A 19,358-nucleotide genomic window follows, 5' to 3' on the forward strand; every position below is an offset into this window, starting at 1 on the left:
GCCCGGGGCCGCGAGCGAGGGTGCGGCGGCGTGCGGGGCGACCTCGACGACCGGCCGCACGCGCGTGGCGTCGGCGGGCGCCGCGGCACCGGCGGCGGGGGCTCCGGCCGGGCCGGCGTGGTCGTCCACGTCGGGCGCGGTGACCGGCAGCCCCAGGTCGGCCTGCACGGCGCGGAGGTCCTGCGCGAGGTCGAGCGCCCGGGCGTGCCGCTGCTGCGGCTCCCGGGCCATGGCGCGCGCCAGCACCGTGCGCAGCCGGTCCGGCACGTCGTCGCGGGCGAACGGCACCGGGGCGCCGCGCTCGATCCGACCCACCAGGTCCGCCGCCTCGTTCGGGCCGCCGGGGCGCTCGAACGGCGAGCGGCCGGCGAGCGCGGAGAACAGCGTCGCGGCCAGCGAGTACACGTCGGACCGCGCGTCGCCGTGCGGGTCGGCGGCCAGCAGCTCGGGCGCGGCCCACGGGATCGACATCCCGACGGCCGGGCCGCCGGCGTCGACCGTGGACGCTATGCCGAAGTCGGTCAGCACCGGCCGGCCGAAGTCGTTGGTGAGCACGTTGCCGGGCTTGATGTCCCGGTGCAGGATCCCGGCGCGGTGCGCGGTCTCGACCGCCGAGGCCAGCCGGACGCCGAGCTCCAGCACCTCGGCGACCTCGAACCGCTCGCTGCGGTACCGCTGCCCGAGGCCGGGCCGCGCGCAGTACTCCATCACCAGGTACGGCCGGCCGTCGCCGGCCACGCCCGCCTGGTAGACCGTCACGATCGACGGGTGGTGCGAGAGCCGGGCGGTCAGGTCCGCCTCGCGCTCGAACGCCTCCCGCGCCTCCGCGTCCACGCTGCCGAGCAGCACCTTGACCGCGACCGGTCGCCGCGGCAGGTCCTGCTCGTACAGGAAGACGTCGGCCGAGCCCCCCGAGCCCAGCAGCCGCTGCACCGCGTATCCGGGCAGGTGCGGCGGCTGCGAGGCCTCACGCCGTCGGTTCACGCACCCGGCTCCACGGTGAACGTCACGCCGTCGCCCAGGTCGACGACGTCCCCCTCCGCGACGGCGACGGGCTCGCCCGCGGTGACGCGCCGCGGCGGCAGGGTGCCGGTCGCGACGGTGATGCCGTTGGTGGAGTACAGGTCCGTGACCAGCACGCGGCCGGCCTCCAGGCGGACCTCGGCGTGCGTGCGCGAGATGTCCTGCTCCGGGCTCGGCACGGTCACGAGGCGCGCCTCGGAGCCGTCAGGCGCGCGGTCGGCCTGCGGCGCGCGGCCGATCAGGACGACGGCGTCGACGGGCACGAGCGCCCCGGTGGACAGGGCGAGCCGGGGCACCGGCAGCTGGGCCGTGGGCGCGGCGGTGACGGGCAGCGCGCCCGAGACGCCGGGCGCGGGCGCCGGGGTGGGCACGACGGGGCCGGACGGCCAGTCGCCGGTCTGGGACACGGCCCAGGACGGCAGGTGCTGGCGGATCGACGCCAGCTCGCCGCTGAGGATCGTCAGGCCGTCGTGGTCGTCGGCGGACGCCGGGCCGGGCAGGGCCGGGGCCGCGGGCGGGGCCGGCGGGACGTAGGGCTGGGCGGGGGTGGGCAGCACCGGGGCAGCGGCCGCCGGCGGTGCCGGGGCGGGCGCCGGGGCCGGTGCGGCGGGGGCCTCGGCGGCGGCGTCGTGCTCCTCGACCTCGGCGGGCGCGTCCTCCTCGACCGGTGCGTCCTCCGCGGACGCCTCCTCTTCGACCACCTCGGCCTCGACGAGCTCGCCCTCGACGACCTCGGCCGGGGCGGGGGTGCCCTCGACGACCTCGGTGCCGGACGGCACGTCCGCGGACCCGGCCGCGACCGGCTCGGCCGCGGGAGCCGGGGCGGCCTCGACCTCGGCCGGCACGACCTCGACCGCGACGTCCTCGACCGCCGCCGCGCGCGCGGGCGCCACGGCGACCGGCGTCGGCGCGGCGGGCAGCACGACGGGCTCGGACGGCGCGGCCTCGGCCTCGCGCGCCGGCTCGGCGCCCGTCAGCCGCACCCGCACGCGGGACGCGCGCACCACGCCGCTGACGATGGGCAGGGCGGGGCCGCGGCCCGCACCGGACACCCGGACGGTGACCTCCTCGGCGGAGCCGACGGACCGCTCGGACCAGGACACGACCTCGGGCGCGGACAGCACCTCGGCGCGGGTGCCGCGGACGACCTCGACCTCCACGTCGCCGCGCAGCGCGGTGTGCACCTTGCCGCCGGCCAGGTCGACCGCCGCGAACGGGTGCAGGCCGCCGAGGCCGTGCCGCACCAGGGCGTCGAGCTGCGCGCCGAGGCCGCCGCCGCGCTCCGGCGCGGTGGCCCAGACGTCGCGCACGACCTCGGGCGGGGTCGACGGGGCGAGCAGCAGCACGACGCCTCCCGCGACGACGGCGTACCACTCGCCGGGGGTGTACTCGGGCACGATCACCGACGGTCCTCCTGGTGGCTTCGCGGTCGCGGGATGGTGGCCCCGTCGACCGTCTCGTCCCATGTCCTATCGGCAGGACCGGTGCCGAACGCGAGCCATCCGGGTGAATTCGTCCCGTCCGGCTCGTCACCCAGGGCGTCCACGACGACGGCGGTGGCGTTGTCCCGGCCGCCCGCCTCGACGGCGCGGCGCACGAGCTCCGCGGCGGCCGCGGCGGCGCCCGGGACGCTGTCCAGCACGTCGGCCAGGTCGGCGGGCGCGAGCTCCCCGGTCACGCCGTCGGAGCACACCAGCAGGCGGTCGCCGGGGCGCGCGGGCAGCGTCCAGTAGTCGGGCTCCGGGTCGGCGCCGGTGCCGAGCGCGCGGGTGAGCACGTGGCGCTCCGGGTGCTGCTCGGCGGCGTCCCGGCTGAGCGTGCCGGAGTCCACGAGCTCCTGGACCACCGAGTGGTCGACGGTCAGCTGCGCGAGCTCGCCGTCCGCCCACCGGTAGACCCGCGAGTCCCCGACGTTGAACACCAGCCAGTGTGCGGCGCCGTCGTGCTCGCCCAGGGCCACCCCGGCGACCGTCGTGCCGCCCTCGCGGCGTTCGAACGCCCCGCGGATCCGGCGGGCGGCGCTGCGGAAGCACGCGTGCAGGTCGGACGGGTCGACCGCGCTGCGCCCGGCGAGGGCGCCGAACTCCTCGACCGCGAGCCGGCTGGCGACGTCGCCCGCCTCGTGCCCGCCCATCCCGTCGGCGACGAGGAACACCGGCGGGTGCGCCAGCAGCGCGTCCTCGTTCAGCGCGCGCACCCGCCCGCGGTCGGTCGCCGAACCCCACGTCGTCCGCACCCGTGCTCTCCCCTCGTCACCCTGGCAGGCACCATGGTGCCTGGTCGCGGCGCCACGCACCGCATCGTCCCCACCCTCAGATGCCGAGCTGGTACACGCCCCAGTACGCCAGGACCACCAGCAGGGCCGCGCTGGCCGCGCAGGTGCCCCACAGCACGACGTGCCCGAGCACCCCGTGCGCCATCGGCTCGCCGGACCGGCGCAGCCGCCGCAGCCGCACCACGACGGCCGCCGCGGCGTACACGGCGACCAGGCCGAGCACGCGCACCGCGATCCAGCCACCCTGCACGATCCAGCCGTTGCGTTCGTACCCGACGGCCAGCCGCGCCACGGAGACGAGGTACCAGACCAGCGCGACGACCGTCGCGACCGAGGCGGCGGACAGCAGCGCCAGCCGCCGGGTCAGCGTGCGGTCGCGCCCCGGCCCCGGCTCCCGGCCCCGCACCCGCCGGACGCCCACCACGGCGAGCCGGCCGACCGGCAGCAGCACGAGCACGCCCACCGCGCCCGCGACGAGGAACAGCAGCACGTCGCCGTCGCCCAACCACCGCGGCTGCGGCACCGGGCCGGCCCAGTACAGCTGCTCGGGCTGCTGCCCCGCGATCCGTGGGGCGGCCGAGGCGGTCGCCGGGAGCCCCTGCACCCAGCCCGCGAGGTCGTGCAGGAACGCCGGCGCCACGACCTCGTCCACCCGGATGCCGTGGTCGGCGCCCCGGTAGTAGCGCACGGTGTAGTCGGTGTTCCCGGCGATCGCCAGGTCCCGGATGATCTGCTCGGCGCCCTGCACCACCGGCATCGACGCGTCCGCGGTGCCGTAGACGACGAGGACCGGCTGGCTCGTCCGGCGCTGGTACGGCGCGACGTCGAAGTCCGCGTAGTCGAGGCCCCCGCCGGGCAGCGACATGCCGACCGCCCGCGGGATCGCCCGGAACACCTGCTGGGGGACGCCGGTGTTCCGCAGGTAGGAGTCGACCGCGAACGCGGCCTGCTGCCGGGGCGGCACGACGGGCGCCGACGCGAGCACCACGAACCCGATGTCCGGCTGGTCCGCGGCCATCACCGGCGCGATCCAGGCGCCCTCGCTCTCGGCGTACACGCCGACGCGGTCGGGGTCGATCCCGGGCAGGCCCCGCAGCAGGTCCCACGAGCGCAGGTAGTCGTCGGCCATCGCCACGTAGTCGCGGTGCCGCAGCGTGTAGGTGTCGAGCCGCTTGTTCGGCACCAGCGTCGCCACACCGGCCTCGGCGAGCGAGCGCGCCTGGTCGACGAACGCGTCCTCGAACTTCCCGGTCCCCGCGCCGTGCACGAACACCACCGCCGGCACGTCCCCGTCGACCCCGACCGGCATCAGCAGCCGGGCCTCCACGTCCGCCCCCTCCAGCTGCACGGTGAGCACCGACGACCGCACCGAGTACGTCCCGAGCGCGGGCGCGTCGGTGATCGCCGTCGACTGCGTCTGCACCGTCAGCGGGTCGGTGAGCGGCACCGGCGCCCACTGCGGACCCATGAGCGCCCCGAGCACGGCGAGCACCACCGCGCCCACGACGGTCCCCGCGGCGGTCCGGTAGCGCACGTCGCGATTATCCCCGTGGTGGGTAGCCCCCGGGGGGACCCCCTGCTCGCGCTGCGTGGTCGCGGTGCTCAGAAGCCCAGCCGCCCGAGCTGCTTGGGGTCGCGCTGCCAGTCCTTCGCGACCTTGACGTGCAGGTCGAGGTACACCCGGGAACCGAGCAGGGCCTCGATCCCGCGGCGCGCGGTGGTGCCCACCTCGCGCAGCCGGGAGCCCCCGCGCCCGATCACGATCGCCTTCTGGCTGTCCCGCTCGACGAACAGGTGCACCCGGACGTCGAGCATCGGGGTCTCGCCCGCGCCGGTCTCCCTGGGGACGATCTCGTCGACGACGACCGCCAGCGAGTGCGGCAGCTCGTCGCGCACGCCCTCGAGCGCGGCCTCGCGGACCAGCTCGGCGACCATCACGGCCTCGGGCTCGTCGGTCAGCTCGCCCTCGGGGTACAGCGCGGGGCCCTCGGGGAGGTGGGAGACGAGCACCTGCTCGACGACGTCGACCTGGTAGCCCGACTCGGCGGACACCGGCACGATGTCGGCCCACTCCCCGAGCTCGGACACGGCGAGCAGGTGCTCCGCGAGCCGCTGCTTGCCCACCAGGTCCGCCTTGGTCGCGATCGCCACGACCGGGGTCCGGCGGCCCAGCTGCGCCAGCTGCTCGGCGATGAACCGGTCGCCGGGGCCGACCTTCTGGTCCGACGGCAGGCAGAAGCCGACCACGTCGACCTCGCTCAGCGTGTCGCGCACCAGGTCGTTCAGCCGCTCGCCGAGCAGGGTGCGCGGCCGGTGCAGCCCGGGGGTGTCCACCAGCACGAGCTGCGCGTCCGGGCGGTGCACGATGCCGCGGACCGTGTGCCGCGTCGTCTGCGGCCGCCCGGAGGTGATCGCGACCTTCTGGCCGACCAGGGCGTTGGTGAGCGTCGACTTGCCGGCGTTGGGCCGGCCGACGAGGCAGGCGAAGCCGGAGCGGTGGGGCACGGGGGTCTCCGTCATGTCAGTGGTCCGTCGGGGTGGGGGCCGGGTCGGCCGGGCGGTCGGCGGTCTCGCGGGCGTCCGCGTCGTCGGGCTCCGGGGCGCGGGAGACGAGCACCCGGGCGACGCGCTTGCGCCGGCCCTCGGTGCCCTGCGCGACCAGGCGGAGGCCGTGGATCTCGCCGGCCGAGCCCGGGATGGGCACCTTGCCGAGCGCCTTGGCGAGCAGGCCGCCCGCGGTGTCGACGTCGTCGTCCTCGACGTCCAGGCCGAACAGCTCGCCCACCTCGTCCTTCGCGAGCCGCGCGGGCACCAGGTAGGTGCCGCCGCCGAGGTCCTCGACCTGCGGGGCGTGCGGGTCGTGCTCGTCGGTGAGCTCGCCGACGATCTCCTCGAGGGCGTCCTCGATGGTCACCAGGCCGGCGATGCCGCCGTACTCGTCGACGACCATGGCGATGTGGCTGGCGCCGGCCTGCAGCTCGCGCAGGAGCTCGTCGACCGGCTTCGACTCCGGCACGAACACGGCGGGCCGCACCAGCGAACCGGCCGGCGCCTCGGCGCCCTCCGGGTCGTCCTGCATCCGGCGCACCAGGTCCTTGAGGTAGAGGACGCCGCGCAGGTCGTCGACGCCCTCGCCGACCACCGGGACCCGGGAGTACCCGGAGCGGAGCAGCAGGGACAGCACCTTGCGCAGCGGCGTCGCCTCGTGGGTCGTGACCATGTCGGTGCGCGGCACCATGACCTCGCGGGTCAGGGTGTCGCCGAGCCCGAGCACCGAGCGCACCATCGCGCGCTCGTCGACGTCGATCGACGGCGACTCCCCCACGCGCTCGACCATCTCGCGCAGCTCGTCCTCGTCGAGGTCGGTGCCCGCGGCCGGCGCGACCCGGACCAGCGGGCCGGCGACGGCGCGCACGCCGAGCAGCAGCCGCGACGTGGTGGTGAGCACCTGGCGGGGGTACCGGTGGCCGAGCGACCGGGGGCTGAGCCGGGCCAGCACGACGGTGAGGAACGCGCAGGCGGCCACGGCGACGACCAGCTCCGCCGCCCACGGCAGCGAGGAGGCGGCGATCGCGAGCGTCAGGCAGACGGCCGCGACCATCTCGCACAGCAGCCGGACGACGCCGGCCGACCCGGCGACCGCGGCGCGGTCCTCGGTGAGCCGGCGGACGCGCTCGCCCGCGGGGTGCCGCGACGCGAGCAGGTCGGCGACGACGCCGCGGGAGACCCGCAGCACCGCCGCCTCGCCCGCGGACAGCACCGCGGCCACGAGCACCGCCAGGACCGTCAGGGCCGCGAGCAGCCCGAGCGGGACGCCGGCGGTCATCGCCCTGCGAGGAAGGTCAGCAGCAGCTGGCGCTGCAGGCCGAACATCTCCTTCTCCTCCTCCGGCTCCGCGTGGTCGTAGCCCAGCAGGTGCAGGATCCCGTGCGTGGTGAGCAGCAGCAGCTCCTCAGCCGTGGAGTGGCCGGCGGTGCGCGCCTGCTCGACGGCGACCTCCGGGCACAGCACGACGTCGCCGAGCAGCCCCGCGGGCGTCGGCTCGTCCGCGCGGCCGGGGCGCAGCTCGTCCATCGGGAACGACAGCACGTCGGTGGGGCCGGGCTCGTCCATCCACTTCACGTGCAGGTCCGTCATCACCTCGGTGTCGACGAACAGGATCGACAGGTCGGTCTGCGGGTGCACGTGCATCTGGTCCAGGACGAAGCGGGCGAGCGCGGCGAACTCCGCCTCGTCGACCTCGTGGCCGGACTCGTTGTTGACCTCGATACTCATCTCTTGGTGCTGTCCCAGCGTGCGTAGGCGTCGATGATGTCGCTGACCAGGCGGTGGCGGACGACGTCCGAGGAGGACATCCGGCAGAACGCGACGTCGTCCACGTCGTCGAGGATCGACTCCACGACCCGGAGGCCCGAGGTCGTGCCGGACGGCAGGTCGACCTGGGTGACGTCGCCGGTCACGACCACCTTGGACCCGAAGCCCAGGCGGGTGAGGAACATCTTCATCTGCTCGGCCGAGGTGTTCTGCGCCTCGTCCAGGATGATGAAGGAGTCGTTGAGCGTGCGACCGCGCATGTAGGCGAGCGGCGCGACCTCGATCGTGCCCGCCTCCATCAGCCGCGGGATCGACTCGGGGTCGACCATGTCGTGCAGCGCGTCGTACAGCGGCCGCAGGTAGGGGTCGATCTTCTCGCTGAGCGAGCCGGGCAGGAACCCGAGCCGCTCCCCCGCCTCGACGGCCGGGCGGGTCAGCACGATGCGGTTGACCTGGCGGGCCTGCAGCGCCTGCACGGCCTTGGCCATCGCGAGGTAGGTCTTGCCGGTGCCCGCGGGGCCGATGCCGAACGTGATCGTGTTCCGGTCGATCGCGTCGACGTACTCCTTCTGGCCCGCGGTCTTGGCCCGGATGGTCCGGCCGCGCGAGGAGAGGATGTTGAACGTCAGGACGTCGGCCGGGCGCGTCGCGGTGCCGGCGGTGAGCATCGCGACGGAGCGCGTGACGACGTCGGGGGTCAGGGGCGTGCCGGCGACGGCGGTCTCGACCAGCTCGTCGACGAGACGGGCGACGAGCGCCACGTCCCCCGCCGGGCCGCCGAGGGTGATCTCGTTGCCCCGCACGTGCACGTCGACGGTGCGGAAGCCGTCCTCCACGGCGCGCAGGACCTGGTCGTCCATCCCCAGGAGCTCGACCATGGACACGCTCGACGGGATCGTGATCCGGTGCTCGACCCGGGCGGTACCGGGGAGCGATCGCCGCGGGCGATCGGGTGTGGTCTCGGCCATGTGCTCGGCGTGCGCCGTGCGCTCCATTCATCGAGGCGGACTGGTGCTCCCATCCTACCGACCACCACCGACGGACCGCCCCCGGATTCTCCCCGCCGGGTCGCGCCTCCGCCAGGTACCGATGGCCCTACCGGACCGCGAGCGCGGGGAGCAGAGTAGGGAGGGCGGGTGCAACGACGCCCCCGCGGTCGTACCGGAGGTGCACGTGGCCAGCTATGTCCAGGACTTCTCCGAGGGTGGCAAGGACCAGAAGGACCTGCTCGGCGGCAAGGGCGCGAACCTCGCCGAGATGACCCGCCTCGGCCTGCCGGTGCCGCCCGGCTTCACCATCACCACCGACGCCTGCCGCGCCTACATGCGCACCGGGCACCTGCCGCCCGAGCTGCGCGTGCAGGTCACGATGGCCGTCCGCCGGCTCGAGGACGCGCTGGGCCGCGGGCTCGGCGACTTCCACGAGCCGCTGCTCGTCTCCGTGCGCTCGGGCGCCAAGTTCTCCATGCCCGGGATGATGGAGACCGTGCTCAACGTCGGGCTCAACGACGCGTCCGTCATCGGGCTCGCCGAGCTCGCGGGCGACGAGCGGTTCGCCTGGGACTCGTACCGGCGGCTGATCCAGATGTTCGGCAGGACCGTCCTCGACATCGACGGCGACCTGTTCGCCGACACGCTCGACAAGGCCAAGGCGGCCAAGGGCGTCGAGCAGGACGTGGACCTCGACGCGGCGGACCTCCGCCAGCTGGTCGAGGCGTACAAGGAGATCGTGCGCACGGAGTCCGGGCGCGTGTTCCCGCAGCACCCGCGCGAGCAGCTCGACCTGGCGATCGTCGCCGTCCTGCGGTCGTGGAACACCGACCGCGCCCGGCTGTACCGGCGCCGCGAGCGCATCCCCGACGACCTCGGCACCGCGGTCAACGTCGTCAGCATGGTGTTCGGCAACCTCGGGCCGACCTCGGGCACCGGCGTGGCGTTCACCCGCGACCCGGCCACCGGCCACTCCGGCGACTACGGGGACTACCTGGCGAACGCCCAGGGCGAGGACGTCGTCGCCGGCATCCGGAACACCCTGAGCCTGGCCGAGATGGAGCAGGTGTCCCCGCAGGCGTACGGCGAGCTCCGCCAGGCGATGCGCCGCCTGGAGACCCACTACCGCGACCTGTGCGACGTGGAGTTCACCGTCGAGCGCGGCACGCTCTGGATGCTGCAGACCCGCGTCGGCAAGCGGACCGCCCCGGCGGCGTTCCGGATCGCCACCCAGCTGGTCGACGAGCACCTCATCACGATGGACGAGGCGCTGGCGAGGGTCAGCGGGGCCCAGCTGTCGCAGCTGATGTTCCCCCGGTTCGACGCGCACGCCGAGCGCACCCTGCTCACCACCGGGATGGCCGCCTCCCCCGGCGCCGCAGTGGGGGCCGCGGTGTTCGACTCCGCCACGGCCGAGGCGCGCGCCGCCGCGGGCGAGGACGTGGTGCTGGTCCGGCGGGAGACCAACCCCGACGACCTCGGCGGCATGATCGCCTCGGTCGGCGTGCTCACGGCGCGCGGCGGCAAGACGTCGCACGCGGCGGTCGTGGCGCGCGGCATGGGCCTGACCTGCGTGGTCGGCGCCGACGCGCTCGACATCGACCCGGCCGCCCGGTCCATGAAGGTGGGCGGGCACGAGGTCGCGGAGGGCGACGTCGTCGCGATCGACGGCTCCACCGGCGAGGTCTACCTCGGCGCGGTCCCGGTCGTGCCCTCCCCCGTCAGCACCTACCTGGGCGAGGGGCTCGACGCCGCGCTCGACCAGGCCGGCGACGACGAGCAGACCGCCGACCTCGTCCGCTCCGTGCACCGCGTCCTCACGCACGCCGACGACACCCGCCGGCTGCGGGTGCACGCGAACGCCGACACCGCCGAGGACGCCCGGCGCGCCCGGTCGCTCGGCGCGCAGGGCATCGGGCTGTGCCGGACCGAGCACATGTTCCTCGGGGAGCGCCGGGTGCTGGTCGAGCGGGTCGTGCTCGCCGACGACGACGAGGAGCGGCAGGCGGCGCTCGACGCCCTGCTGCCGCTGCAGCGCGAGGACTTCGGCGCGCTGCTCACGGAGATGGACGGGCTGCCGACCACCATCCGGCTCATCGACCCGCCGCTGCACGAGTTCCTGCCCGACCTCACCGACCTGGCCGTGCGTGTCGCGCTCGCCCGGGAGCGCGGCGAGGAGGACGCGCACGACGTCAAGCTGCTCGCCGCCGTCCGCCGCATGCACGAGGCCAACCCGATGCTCGGCCTGCGCGGCGTGCGGCTCGGCCTCGTGGTGCCCGGGCTGTTCGCGCTGCAGATCCGCGCGATCTGCGAGGCCGCGGCCGACCGCGTCGAGGCCGGCGGCACCCCGCACGCCGAGATCATGGTGCCGCTGGTCGGCTCCGTGATGGAGCTGCACCTGGTCCGCGACGAGGCGCTGCGGATCATGGCCGAGGTCGGCGAGGCACGGGGCGTCCCGCTCGACCTGCCCGTCGGCGTCATGATCGAGCTGCCGCGCGCGGCGCTCACGGCCGACCGCATCGCCGAGGTGGCGCAGTTCTTCTCGTTCGGCACCAACGACCTCACGCAGACGACGTGGGGCTTCTCCCGGGACGACGTCGAGGGGGCGTTCTTCCCGGAGTACCTCGCGAACGGGGTGCTGACCGTGTCCCCGTTCGAGACCATCGACACGAAGGGCGTCGGTCGGCTCGTCCGCATCGCCGTCGAGGAGGGTCGGGCCACCCGCCCGGACCTCACCGTCGGCGTCTGCGGCGAGCACGGCGGTGACCCGGAGTCGATCCGGTTCTTCGACTCGGTGGGCCTGGACTACGTGTCCTGCTCGCCGTTCCGGGTTCCGGTCGCGCGGCTCGAGGCCGGCAGGGCCGCGATCCAGGGAGCCGACTCCGACGCCCGGTGAGGGGGCGCGCGCGGCGCCGCCCGCCCGGTTGGGACACCAGGGGGGCGGCGGCGCGGCGCCCGGCCCGCCGTCGCCCGTCAGGCCAGCGGGAGCCAGACGCGCATCGCGCCCGGGGCGCGGTTGCCCCACTGCGCGTACGGGATCGCGGTGAGCCGGACCGGGCGGCCGGCGGGCGGCAGGTCCGCGCCGGTGCGGTACAGCGGGACGTCCGCCGCGTCCGCCGCCACGCCCTCCGCCACGATGCGCGGGAGCGGGTCGTCCCCGGGGACGACCGTGAGGGCGCCGCCGGCGCGCAGCCGCACGTCCTCGACCGACGGGCCCTCGGGGTGGTCGGCCTGCTCGACGCAGTAGACGACCGGGCCGCGCACGATCGCCACCGACCCGCGCACGGCGTCCACCCGCGGGTGCGCGGCGACGGCGGTGGCCGGCATGTCGAGGTCGAGCTCGACCCGGCGGGTGCCGGGCGGCAGCACCAGGTAGCCGTCGTCGAGGGGCAGGTCGGCGCGGGCCGTCGCGGCGAGCGGGGTGCCGTCGACGGTGACCCGCAGGCCGGTGACCCAGCCGGGGACGCGCAGCGCCAGCGACCCGGTGAGCTCGCCGTCGACCTCGACCAGCACGCGCCCGTCGGCGGGGTACGCGGTGTCGAGGCGGACCGTGCCGGCGCCGAGGTGCCCGGGGACCTCGATCGTGGCCGCGGAGTACAGGTGCACCCGCAGCGCGTCGTCGGTCGAGGTCGCCAGGTACGCGTGCAGCGACGCGACCAGCCGGGCGATGTTGGGCGGGCAGCACGCGCAGGAGTACCAGGGCGTCCGCCGGGACGGTGCGTTCTCCTCCTCGCGGTGGCCCTCGCGCAGGTGCAGCGGGTTGGAGTAGAAGAACGACCGCCCGTCCGCCGACACCGAGGCGGCGACGGCGTTGAGCAGCGCGCGCTCGATCGCGTCGGCGTACCGGGAGCCGCCGTCGGCCAGCAGCATCCGGTACGACCACTGCACGTCCGCGATCGCGGCGCAGGTCTCGGCGTAGGCGCGGTCCGGCGGCAGCTCGTAGGCGTCGCCGAACGACTCGTCGAAGTGCCGCGAGCCCATCGCCCCGGTGACGTACATCTTCTGGTGGTGCGCCGAGTCCCACTGGGCGCGCATGGCGGCCAGCAGCGCGACGTCGCCCTGCTCGGTGAACACGTCGGTGACGCCCGCGTCCAGGTAGAGCTGCCGGACGGCGTGCCCGGTCGCCTCGGGCGACTCCCGGACGGGCGCGTGGTCCTGGAAGTAGTGCGCGCCGAGCCGGTCCGGGCCGAGCAGCGCCAGGTCCTGGCCGCGCTCGTCGACCATCCGCCGGGCCGTCGCGAGGTAGGGCTCGTGACCGGTCTCCCGGTACAGCTCGACCAGCGCGGTCTCCACCTCGGGGTGGCCGCAGTACCCGGCGCGACCGTCCGGCCCGAAGGTCGCGACGACCAGGTCGGCGTACCGGCGGGCCAGCGCGAGGTAGTCCGCCCGGCCGGCGCCGCGGTGCAGCGCGACCGCGGCCTGGATCAGGTGGCCCGCGCAGTACAGCTCGTGCGCCCAGCGCAGGTCCGCCCACCGCTGGTCCGGGCGGTCGACCTGGACGAACGAGCTGAGGTAGCCGTCGGCGTCCTGGGCCCGGGCGAGCAGGTCGAGGGTCCGGTCGAGGAAGCCGTCGAACGCGTCGGTCCCGGTGCGGCCGATCTCCCAGCCGATCGCCTCCAGCACCTTGTAGACGTCCGAGTCGGCGAACTGGTACCCGACGAACGGGCCGTCGTGCTCGCCCGTGACCCGGCGGAGGTTGGGCAGGGCGCCGCTGTCCTCCAGCATCTCGATGCTGTGCGGGAGCGTGGCGTCGGCGTTCAGGCGCTGCCAGCGGCCCAGGTGGCCCGCGGGGTCGAGCCGGACCGAGGTGGCCGGCAGCGGGCGCTGGGTCAGGCGCTCGGTGGCGCGCGGGGCCACCGGTCCGGCGTGCGCCCCGAGCCCGGTCGTGGGGGTCGCGGTCGGGTCCGCGGGGGTGGTCGCGTGCGTCATGGGACTTCCTCGCCGTGAGCGGTGCACCGTTGCCCGCGCCACTCTCCCGACGGTTCTACATCGTTGTCAAACGGGAGATCGCGAGCCGCGGGACGGCGCGCCGACGCGACGACGCCCGGCCTCCGCAGGGAGAGGCCGGGCGCGCCGGCGGGTCGACGGCGGTCAGTCCGCCGGGCCCGCGATCAGGGTGACGGTCGCCGTCTGCGCGGTGCCGTCGGCGGCGGTCCAGGTCAGCGTGACCTGGTCGCCGGGGGCGTGCGCCGCGAGCGCCGCGCTCAGGGCGTCGCCGTCCGCCACAGCGGTGCCGTCGACCGCGGTGATCGTGTCGCCCGCCGCGAGGCCGGCCTGCGCCGCCGGGGTGCCGTCGATCACGCCCGCGACCGTCGCGCCCGCGCCCGTCGAGCCCGTCGTCCCGCCGAGGCCGTCCAGACCCGGGACGGTCGTGGTGGCGCCGGTCGCCAGCTGGACCCCGAGGAACGCGGGGTAGCCGAGCGTGATCGTGTCGGAGTCGTGGCCCGCGACGATCTGGGTCGCCACGTCGAGGGCGTCGTCGATCGGGATGGCGAAGCCGGTGATGTCCGACGAGCCGGAGGACGCGGCGGTCGTGATGCCGACGACCTCGCCCTGGTCGTCCAGCAGGGCACCGCCGGAGTCGCCCGAGACCACGTCCGCGTCCACCTGGATCAGCCCGGTCAGCGACTCCCCGGACGAGACGCCCTCGGCCTGGGTGGTGATCGACTGGTCGAGCGCGGTGACGGTGCCGTCCGCCGCGAGCAGCACGCCGCCGCCCTCGGCGTTGCCGACCGCCGTGATCGCGTCGCCCACGGCGAGGTCGTCGTCGGAGTCGAGCGTGGCGGTGGTCAGGCCGGACGCGCCCTGGAGCTGGAGGACGGCGACGTCGGCGGTCGCGTCGGTGCCGACCACCTGGGCGGTGTAGGTCTCGCCGGTGGTGCCGATCGTCACGGTGATCTCGGTCGCGCCCTCGACGACGTGGTTGTTCGTCAGCACGAGGCCGTCGGAGGTGAGCACGACCCCGCTGCCCGCGGCCTCGGCCGACTGGTAGCCGAGCACCGTGTCGATCAGCACCACCCCCTGCTGCTGGGCCTCGGTGGCGGTGCTGGTGTCGAGGGTGCCGGTGCCGGTCGACGCCGAGCCGGACGAGGAGCCGGGGAGGCCGGTCGAGGGCGCGGAGCCGCCGTACCCGGAGCCGGAGGACGAGCCGCCCTGCGACCCCGTCGAGCCGCTCCAGCCGCGGAGGCCGGACGCGGAGCCGTCAGGGCCCGCCGAGGCGGTGAGCCCGGTGCCGTCCGTGCTCGCGGGCCAGCCGAGCGCGACCGCCGACCCGCCGAGGACCAGGGCCCCGGCGACGGCGCCCGAGGCGACCAGCCCGACGGCGGTGCGGAGTCGGCGGGAGCGGGGCGGGGCGGGCGGGGCGGCGGGCTGCGGGTCGGTCGGCTGAGCGGCCTGGTCGTGCTGGTCCATGAGGACACCTCCTGCGGGGCGCCGCTGTGGCGCCGACAGGAGCAAGAGAACGCCCCGATCCCGGAAGGTCGCTGAACCCTCCCTGAGCGCCGCCCATGAACCTCCGCCCGCCCGTGTCAGGCGCTGAAGCGCTCCGACCGCTCCACCACGTGGGCGGTCCGGGTCGCGTCGTCCCAGGTGTAGACCGTGCGACCCTCGATGAGGACCTGCTCGGCACGGGCGTGCACGTCGAGCGGGTCGCCCGACCAGATGACGACGTCGCCGTCGCGGCCCGGCTCCAGCGCACCGACCCGGTCGTCCAGGCCGAGGAACGACGCCGGGTTGACCGTCAGCGCCTCCAGGGCGGTCTCCCGCGGCAGGCCGTCCTTCACCGCGAGCGTCGCCTGGTGCACCAGGAAGTTGATCGGCACCACCGGGTGGTCCGTGGTGATCGCGACCCGGACGCCGGCCTTCGCGAGCGCGGCCAGGTTGGCGATCGCGCGGTCCCGGAGCTCGACCTTCGACCGCGAGGTGAACATCGGGCCGAAGATCACCGGGATGTCGCGCTCGGCGATGACGTCGGCGATCTTGTGGCCCTCGGTGCCGTGGTTGAGCACCAGGCGGTAGCCGAACTCGTCGGCGAGCCGGATGGCGGTCACCAGGTCGTCGTGCCGGTGCGCGTGCTGGTCCCAGGCGAGCTCGCCGTCCAGCACCCGCGCGAGCGTCTCCAGCCCGAGATCGACCTTGAACGGCTCGCCCTTGGCCTCGGCGGCGGCGCGCGCGGCGCGGTAGTGCTGGGCGTCGGTGAACGCCTGCCGGATGATCAGCGCGGTGCCGAGCCGGGTCGACGGCGTCTGCTTCTTCTCCGCGTACACCCGCTTGGGGTTCTCGCCGAGCGCCGACTTCACGGAGACGGCGGCCTTGATGACCTGCTCGTCGATGGTGCGACCGCCCCAGGACTTGATCGCGACCGACTGGCCGCCGATCGGGTTGCCCGAGCCCGGCTTCACGACGACCGACGTGACGCCGCCGGACAGCGCGTCGCGGAAGCCCTCGTCGTCGATGTTGACCGCGTCGATCGCCCGGACGGCCGCCATGTCGGGGCCGGTCATCTCGTTGGTGTCGTTGCCCGCGACGCCCTCGCCCTCCTCGTGGATGCCCACGTGGCCGTGCGCCTCGACGAAGCCCGGCAGCACCCAGCGGCCGGTCGCGTCGATCACGGTCGCGCCCTCGGGGACGACGACGTCGGCGCCGACGGCCTCGATGCGGCCGTCACGGATGAGGACGGTGCCGCCGTCGATCGGGTCGGAGGAGACAGGGACGACATGGCCGCCGGTGATGGCGACGACAGAGGAGGTCATGACCTCCACCGTACGTCGGCGCCCGGGACGGCTCGCACCCGGGACCCGGGCGTCCGGCGACCGGCCCAGGGCGCCGCGAGCGCCCCGCGTGTGGCACGGTGGCGCGCGTGCGATACGTGATCATCGGCGCCGGCGCGGTCGGCGGGACCATCGGCGGGCTGCTGGCGGAGGCGGGGCGCGAGGTCGTGCTCGTCGCCCGCGGCGCCCACCTCGACGCGCTGCGGGCGGACGGCCTGCACCTCACGACCCCGGCCGGCGCCCGGGTGGTCCGGGCCGCGACGGCCGCCGGGCCGGAGGACGTCGAGCTGCGCCCCGACGACGTGCTCGTGCTCGCCGTGAAGGGTCAGGACACCGCCGCGACGACGGCGCAGTGGGCCGGCCGCCCCGTCGCCGGCGGTCGGACCGCGGGCGAGGACCTGCTGCTGGTGTGCGCGCAGAACGGCGTGGACAACGAGCGCACCGCGCTGCGCCGGTTCGCCCGGGTGGCCGGCATGTGCGTGTGGCTGCCCGCGACGTTCCTCGAGCCGGGCCGGGTGTCGGCGGCCGGCAGCCCGGTGACCGGCGTGCTCACGGTGGGCTCGTTCCCCGGCGGGGACGCCGACCCGGACCTGGCCGCCGTCAGCGCGGACCTGGAGGCGGTCGGGTTCCGCGCGCCGGTCGTGCGGGACGTCATGGCCTGGAAGTACGCCAAGCTGCTGAGCAACCTCGGGAACGCCGTCGAGGCGCTGTGCGGTCCGGTGCGCGAGCCGGCCGCGAAGGAGCTGCTGACCGCGACGGTCGCCGAGGCGCGCGCGGTGCTCGCGGCGGCGGGGATCGAGCCGACCTCCCCCGAGGAGGAGGCCGCGGCCCGCGGCGACTTCACGCTGGTGGAGCTGCCGGGCGTCACCCGGCGCGGCGGGTCGTCCTGGCAGAGCCTGGTGCGCGGCGCCGGGTCGATCGAGGCGGCGTACCTGAACGGCGAGATCGTGCTGCTCGGCCGGCTGCACGGGGTCGCGACGCCGCTCAACGCGGCGCTGCTCCGGCTGGCCGAGGCCGCCGCGGCCGCCGGCGAGCAGCCCGGCGGGCACGACGCGGCCGAGATCCTCGGCACCGCCCGGGCCGCGGCCTGACCGGAGCGGCGACGTGCTGAGCGACGAGCGGGCGGACGGCGGCGGACCCGGCCGCAATACCGGTCAGCCGGCCGAGGCCGCGCGCGGGGGCGCGTCCGGCGCCTCGGGCCTCCCCGGCACGGACGCCCTCGCCGGGGGCCCGGGTGCACCCGGTTCGGGCGCATCGGGCTCCCCCGCCCCCGCCGCGAAGCCGCTGCCCGCCGGCCCGCCGTCCACGCGCGTCGACCGCTGGGTGTGGGCGGTCCGGCTCACCAAGACCCGCGCCGCGGCGGCGACCGCGTGCCGCGCCGGCCACGTGCGGGTCAACGGCGAGCGCGCCAAGCCGGCCACGTCCGTCAAGGTCGGTGACGAGGTCCGGGTCCGCGGCGAGGGTCCCGAGCGGATCGTCGAGGTCGCGCACGTCCTGGAGCGCCGCGTCGGCGCCGAGCCCGCCGCCCGGTGCTACGTCGACCGCACCCCGGCGCCCCCGCCCCCGGAGCAGGTAGCCGTGGCGGCGCAGCGCGACCGCGGCGCGGGCCGGCCGACCAAGCGCGAGCGCCGCGAGATCGACCGCCTCCGCGGCCGCGGCTGACCCGGCCCGACCCGGCGCCCGCGCCCGCCCTCGCTCCCTTCCCCGGGGCCTGGGCCCCGGGCCCGCGCCCGCGCCCGGGACGGTGGAACGTCGTGACCGACACGCCGTCGGCGTGTCGGTCATGACGTTCCACTGTCGGGTGCCGGACAGGGCGATGCGGGCCCGCCGGCCCCCGGGCGACCCCGGGTCGGCCCTGGTCAGGCCGGGGTGACCAGCGGCCCCACGCCCAGGCGCGCCGCCAGGGCCATCGCGTCGACCGGGGCGCGCACCTTGGTGTCGTTGTCGAAGTACACGAACACGTCCCGCCCCTCCGGCGCCGCCGCGGCTGCCGGGCCCAGCCGGTGCGCGTCCTCCGGCTCCCCTCCCGCTGCCCACGCGCGCACCCGTACGGCCCACCGGTCGAGCGCCGGGGCGTCGTAGCCCGAGACGTACAGCTCGGAGTCGCCGTGCAGCCGCACGTAGACCAGGTCGGACGTGACGTCCTCCAGGTACGGCCAGCGACCGGCGGTGTCGGCCACGACCAGCCCGATCCCGTGCTCGCGCAGCAGCGCCGGGAACTCGGGCGTCTCGAAGGACGCGTGCCGCACCTCCAGCACGTGGCGCAGCGGCCGGTCGGCGTCGGTGGTGGTGAACGCCCGGTCGTCGAGCCGCTCGTCGTGCCGCCCGGCCAGCTCCGCCGCGGCAGCGGTCGTCCGCGGCAGCAGGTCGAAGAACCGCGCCAGGCGGTCGGGGTCGTAGCCGAGCGTCGGCGGGAGCTGCCAGAGCACCGGCCCGAGCGCCGGGCCCAGCGCGAGCACCCCGGAGGCGAAGAAGTTGGCCAGCGGCACCTCGACGTCGGCGAGCTTCTTCATGTGCGTGACGAACCGGCCGCCCTTCACCGAGAACACGAAGTCCTCCGGCACCTCCGCGCGCCACGCCTGGTACGACTCCGGCCGCTGGAGCGCGTAGAAGGAGCCGTTGATCTCGATGGTGCCCAGGTGGCGGGAGGCGTGCTCGAGCTCGCGGCGCTGCGGCAGCCCCTTCGGGTAGAACACCCCGCGCCAGGGCGCGTACCGCCAGCCCGAGATGCCGATCCGGACGGTGGAGGTCATGGCCGGACCGTAGGCAGGGACCGCGCGGGCGGCAACGCGGACGGGTGACGCCGGCGCCCGCGTCACGGCGCGTTCAGCCGTTCGACACGCGCGGGACGCCCGATGACGGTATGCCTGGCGGGTGCACGCCGACCCCGCCCCGCTGCCGCCGACACCGGCCGGGCCCCCGACGCCCGCCGGCCCCGCGACGCCCGGCCCCGCCGCCGCCCCGCCGAGCCCCGCGCCCGGCGCGCCC

The 19,358-nt window shown here is 75.8% G+C and carries 15 protein-coding genes; 3 read left to right on the forward strand and 12 right to left on the reverse strand.

Going from position 1 to position 19,358, the window contains the following annotated elements; translation table 11 throughout:
• The 8 genes from J5O08_RS18025 to J5O08_RS18060 all read right to left on the reverse strand — a co-directional run.
• Positions 1-984, reverse strand: a 984-nt coding sequence (locus tag J5O08_RS18025; RefSeq protein WP_218708285.1) for a serine/threonine-protein kinase, incomplete at its 3' end; no start/stop codon positions are given.
• Positions 981-2,426, reverse strand: a complete 1,446-nt coding sequence (locus tag J5O08_RS18030; protein WP_218708287.1) for an FHA domain-containing protein — start codon at positions 2,424-2,426, stop codon at positions 981-983. The genes J5O08_RS18025 and J5O08_RS18030, both read right to left, overlap by 4 nt.
• Positions 2,423-3,259 carry a PP2C family serine/threonine-protein phosphatase gene (locus J5O08_RS18035; RefSeq protein WP_218708288.1) on the reverse strand — a complete coding sequence of 279 codons (837 nt, stop codon included), beginning with the start codon at positions 3,257-3,259 and terminating at the stop codon, positions 2,423-2,425. Before J5O08_RS18035 ends, J5O08_RS18030 begins: the two co-directional genes overlap by 4 nt.
• A 76-nt stretch (positions 3,260-3,335) precedes the next feature.
• A complete protein-coding gene (locus J5O08_RS18040) occupies positions 3,336-4,832 on the reverse strand; it encodes a prolyl oligopeptidase family serine peptidase (RefSeq protein WP_308281704.1) in 1,497 nt (498 codons plus the stop codon).
• A 68-nt stretch (positions 4,833-4,900) separates the two neighbouring features.
• On the reverse strand, positions 4,901-5,818 hold the full coding sequence (era, locus tag J5O08_RS18045; RefSeq protein ID WP_218708289.1) for a GTPase Era: 918 nt from the start codon (positions 5,816-5,818) through the stop codon (positions 4,901-4,903).
• A gap of 1 nt (position 5,819) precedes the next feature.
• Positions 5,820-7,124 carry a hemolysin family protein gene (locus J5O08_RS18050; protein ID WP_218708290.1) on the reverse strand — a complete coding sequence of 435 codons (1,305 nt, stop codon included), beginning with the start codon at positions 7,122-7,124 and terminating at the stop codon, positions 5,820-5,822.
• Positions 7,121-7,573, reverse strand: a complete 453-nt coding sequence (gene ybeY / locus J5O08_RS18055) for an rRNA maturation RNase YbeY (RefSeq protein ID WP_122149451.1) — start codon at positions 7,571-7,573, stop codon at positions 7,121-7,123. The genes J5O08_RS18050 and ybeY overlap by 4 nt, the downstream gene beginning before the upstream one ends.
• A complete protein-coding gene (locus tag J5O08_RS18060; RefSeq protein WP_147796877.1) occupies positions 7,570-8,580 on the reverse strand; it encodes a PhoH family protein in 1,011 nt (336 codons plus the stop codon). The genes ybeY and J5O08_RS18060 overlap by 4 nt, the downstream gene beginning before the upstream one ends.
• 205 nt (positions 8,581-8,785) lie before the next feature.
• Between J5O08_RS18060 and ppdK the strand changes: the two genes are divergently transcribed.
• Complete coding sequence (gene ppdK, locus J5O08_RS18065) at positions 8,786-11,497, forward strand: pyruvate, phosphate dikinase (RefSeq protein ID WP_218708291.1); 2,712 nt, start codon at positions 8,786-8,788, stop codon at positions 11,495-11,497.
• Between the two features lie 77 nt (positions 11,498-11,574).
• Here the strand turns inward: ppdK and J5O08_RS18070 are convergent, their stop codons facing one another.
• The 3 genes from J5O08_RS18070 to J5O08_RS18080 all read right to left on the reverse strand — a co-directional run bounded on the left by J5O08_RS18070 (position 11,575) and on the right by J5O08_RS18080 (position 16,352).
• A complete protein-coding gene (locus tag J5O08_RS18070) occupies positions 11,575-13,530 on the reverse strand; it encodes a glycoside hydrolase family 127 protein (protein WP_218708292.1) in 1,956 nt (651 codons plus the stop codon).
• 162 nt (positions 13,531-13,692) lie between these two features.
• Positions 13,693-15,012 carry a S1C family serine protease gene (locus J5O08_RS18075; protein WP_218708293.1) on the reverse strand — a complete coding sequence of 440 codons (1,320 nt, stop codon included), beginning with the start codon at positions 15,010-15,012 and terminating at the stop codon, positions 13,693-13,695.
• 116 nt (positions 15,013-15,128) lie between these two features.
• Positions 15,129-16,352 carry an amidohydrolase gene (locus J5O08_RS18080; protein ID WP_218708294.1) on the reverse strand — a complete coding sequence of 408 codons (1,224 nt, stop codon included), beginning with the start codon at positions 16,350-16,352 and terminating at the stop codon, positions 15,129-15,131.
• Positions 16,353-16,459: 107 nt separating this feature from the next.
• On the opposite strand from J5O08_RS18080, the gene J5O08_RS21780 reads away from it, so the two are divergent.
• Positions 16,460-17,461: a ketopantoate reductase family protein gene (locus tag J5O08_RS21780; RefSeq protein WP_218708295.1), complete on the forward strand. Its 1,002-nt coding sequence runs from the start codon at positions 16,460-16,462 to the stop codon at positions 17,459-17,461.
• A gap of 193 nt (positions 17,462-17,654) precedes the next feature.
• Complete coding sequence (locus J5O08_RS18090; protein ID WP_210417418.1) at positions 17,655-18,032, forward strand: RNA-binding S4 domain-containing protein; 378 nt, start codon at positions 17,655-17,657, stop codon at positions 18,030-18,032.
• A gap of 197 nt (positions 18,033-18,229) precedes the next feature.
• On the opposite strand, the gene J5O08_RS18095 is transcribed toward J5O08_RS18090, so the two are convergent.
• Positions 18,230-19,123, reverse strand: coding sequence for a DUF72 domain-containing protein (locus tag J5O08_RS18095; RefSeq protein WP_218708296.1), 894 nt, complete (start codon positions 19,121-19,123; stop codon positions 18,230-18,232).
• Between the last annotated feature and the right edge of the window lie 235 nt (positions 19,124-19,358).

It is taken from the genome of Cellulomonas sp. PS-H5 (assembly GCF_019265565.1).
Lineage (GTDB): Bacteria > Actinomycetota > Actinomycetes > Actinomycetales > Cellulomonadaceae > Cellulomonas.

Bases quoted from the DNA above. Each gene is read 5' to 3' on its own strand.
- ybeY (WP_122149451.1), bottom strand. From the start codon at position 7,573: ATGAGTATCGAGGTCAACAACGAGTCCGGCCACGAGGTCGACGAGGCG.
- J5O08_RS18060 (WP_147796877.1), bottom strand. From the start codon at position 8,580: ATGGCCGAGACCACACCCGATCGCCCGCGGCGATCGCTCCCCGGTACC.
- J5O08_RS18080 (WP_218708294.1), bottom strand. From the start codon at position 16,352: ATGACCTCCTCTGTCGTCGCCATCACCGGCGGCCATGTCGTCCCTGTC.
- era (WP_218708289.1), bottom strand. From the start codon at position 5,818: ATGACGGAGACCCCCGTGCCCCACCGCTCCGGCTTCGCCTGCCTCGTC.
- J5O08_RS18070 (WP_218708292.1), bottom strand. From the start codon at position 13,530: ATGACGCACGCGACCACCCCCGCGGACCCGACCGCGACCCCCACGACC.
- J5O08_RS18095 (WP_218708296.1), bottom strand. From the start codon at position 19,123: ATGACCTCCACCGTCCGGATCGGCATCTCGGGCTGGCGGTACGCGCCC.
- J5O08_RS18075 (WP_218708293.1), bottom strand. From the start codon at position 15,012: ATGGACCAGCACGACCAGGCCGCTCAGCCGACCGACCCGCAGCCCGCC.
- J5O08_RS18050 (WP_218708290.1), bottom strand. From the start codon at position 7,124: ATGACCGCCGGCGTCCCGCTCGGGCTGCTCGCGGCCCTGACGGTCCTG.